The 1917-nt window shown below is 54.3% G+C and carries 3 protein-coding genes; 1 reads left to right on the top strand and 2 read right to left on the bottom strand.

Features of this window, described 5'->3' with window-relative positions; all coding sequences use genetic code 11:
- Positions 1 to 28 precede the first annotated feature (28 nt).
- Both FN633_RS16560 and FN633_RS16555 read right to left on the bottom strand, forming a co-directional pair.
- Positions 29 to 1069 carry an NADP(H)-dependent aldo-keto reductase gene (locus tag FN633_RS16560; protein WP_154058473.1) on the bottom strand — a complete coding sequence of 347 codons (1041 nt, stop codon included), beginning with the start codon at positions 1067 to 1069 and terminating at the stop codon, positions 29 to 31.
- 123 nt (positions 1070 to 1192) lie between these two features.
- A complete protein-coding gene (locus FN633_RS16555) occupies positions 1193 to 1411 on the bottom strand; it encodes a YgdI/YgdR family lipoprotein (protein ID WP_042387937.1) in 219 nt (72 codons plus the stop codon).
- Between the two features lie 198 nt (positions 1412 to 1609).
- On the opposite strand from FN633_RS16555, the gene FN633_RS16550 reads away from it, so the two are divergent.
- Positions 1610 to 1855, top strand: coding sequence for a hypothetical protein (locus FN633_RS16550; protein WP_154058472.1), 246 nt, complete (start codon positions 1610 to 1612; stop codon positions 1853 to 1855).
- The last annotated feature ends 62 nt before the right edge of the window (positions 1856 to 1917 follow it).

Below are 1917 nucleotides of genomic sequence, written 5' to 3'. Positions count from 1 at the left end.
GGCCGGCGTATTCCGCCGGGCTATTCACTTACGGTGCCGGGTAGGTATAAACCTTATGCACCGCTTCAATCTCCGCTAATACCTCTTCGCTCAGCTCCAGATAGAGGCTCTCAACATTGGTTTTTAGCTGCTCCATGGTCGTGGCGCCCAGCAGAGTGCTGGCCACGAACGGCTGACGGCGGACAAAGGCCAGTGCCATCTGCGCCGCGTCCAGATTATGCCGTCTAGCGATATCCACGTAGGCAGCGATCGCTTTTTGCGTCTGCTCGCCGCTGTAGCGCGTAAAACGGCTAAACAGCGTGTTGCGCGCCCCGGCGGGCTTCGCACCGTTCAGGTATTTGCCGGTCAGGGTGCCGAAGGCCAGGCAGGAGTAGGCCAGCAGTTCAACGCCCTCAAACTGGCTCACCTCTGACAGACCGACCTCAAAGCTGCGGTTAAGCAGGCTATAGGGGTTCTGGATGGTGACGATGCGCGGTAGGTCGTGCTTATCCGCCAGGTGCAGATAGCGCATCACGCCAAACGCCGTTTCGTTTGAGACGCCGATGTAGCGGATCTTGCCCGCCCGCTGACACTCGGTCAGCGCTTCCAGCGTGTCGAGAATGGTGACGGCGGGGGCGGATTCGGCCCACTCATAGCCCAGCTTGCCAAAGCAGTTGGTTGGGCGCTGCGGCCAGTGGACCTGGTAGAGATCGAGATAGTCGGTTTGCAGGCGTTTCAGGCTGGCATCCAGCGCTTCACGGATATTCTTGCGATCCAGTACCTGATTCTGGCGAATGCCGCTGTCGTTATTGCGGCTCGGCCCGCTTACCTTGGAGGCGATAACCAGCTTTTCACGGTTGCCGTGCTTCGCCAGCCAGTTGCCGACGTAGGTCTCGGTTAAACCCTGCGTCTCCGGGCGCGGCGGCACGGGGTACATCTCTGCCACATCAATCAGGTTGATACCCTGGGCTACGGCGTAATCAAGCTGTGCATGGGCCTCGGCTTCGCTGTTCTGCTCACCAAAGGTCATTGTGCCCAGCCCCAGCGTGCTTATCTCAAGCGAGCTGTGAGGGATACGGTGATAATGCATAGCCGGCTTCCTTGTTTTTTAACAACGTCAGGGGCTTCCTGACAAAGGAATATAAACATGGCAGAGGGGAGGCAAAAGGGGAAGAGAAAAATCAAAAGGCCAGCAGATTGCTGACCTTAGCACTTATCGTTCGATAATTTGCGACACGTCATCACGGTTAATCTGCATCTCGTTGCCCTGCAGGTCGCGGTAGCTGACCAGCCCGGTATCGTCATCTACTGCTGGCTTGCCTTCGGTCAGGATCATACGGCCATCTTTTGTCGCCATCACATAGTCGCTGCTGCATCCTGAAACTGCGCAGGCTAAACCCACTGCGGAAATCACTACTGCCCATTTTTTCACGGCTTTTCTCCTTCTCAAGGCCAAAATCTGTATTGAGTGTAGTAATAACGCATGGATACGAAAGGAAAAAGCGGGAAAATCTTAAAAGACTACAAGAAATAGCGGCATTCGCCACGGTTTACCATACGCATAGCATGGTAATATTTTCGCGTTGTAATTAACGTTACAAGTAACGGAGAAGGAGAGATGGAGATACGCGTGAAAACGCTTGAGGAGAAGGTCGAGTCGCTGGTAACGGATGTCGCTGTGATTAAGTCTAACTATGCAACAAAGGAGGACGTTTCAACTATCAGGGTAGAAATAGCAGAGACTAACGTCAGGATTGCAGATGTAAAGGCCGAGCTCCATAGTACGCTTAGAGCTCTGGTAACGACGATCGTTGGCTCAATGATTGCGATTACCGGCGTCGCTTCAGGCGTCATCATCAAATTTCTCGCCCATTAATGTAGCGATGGCTCCCCCATAGCGGGGGAGCGAGCGCAGCGGATTCTTTTGATTACGCAATC

Source organism: Pseudescherichia vulneris, from assembly GCF_902164725.1.
In the GTDB taxonomy this organism is placed as follows: Bacteria; Pseudomonadota; Gammaproteobacteria; order Enterobacterales; family Enterobacteriaceae; genus Pseudescherichia; species Pseudescherichia vulneris.
This window is presented reverse-complemented; position numbering and strand designations above follow the sequence as displayed.

Excerpts from the sequence above, each read along its gene's own strand:
- FN633_RS16560 (WP_154058473.1), bottom strand. The coding sequence starts at position 1,069 with ATGCATTATCACCGTATCCCTCACAGCTCGCTTGAGATAAGCACGCTG.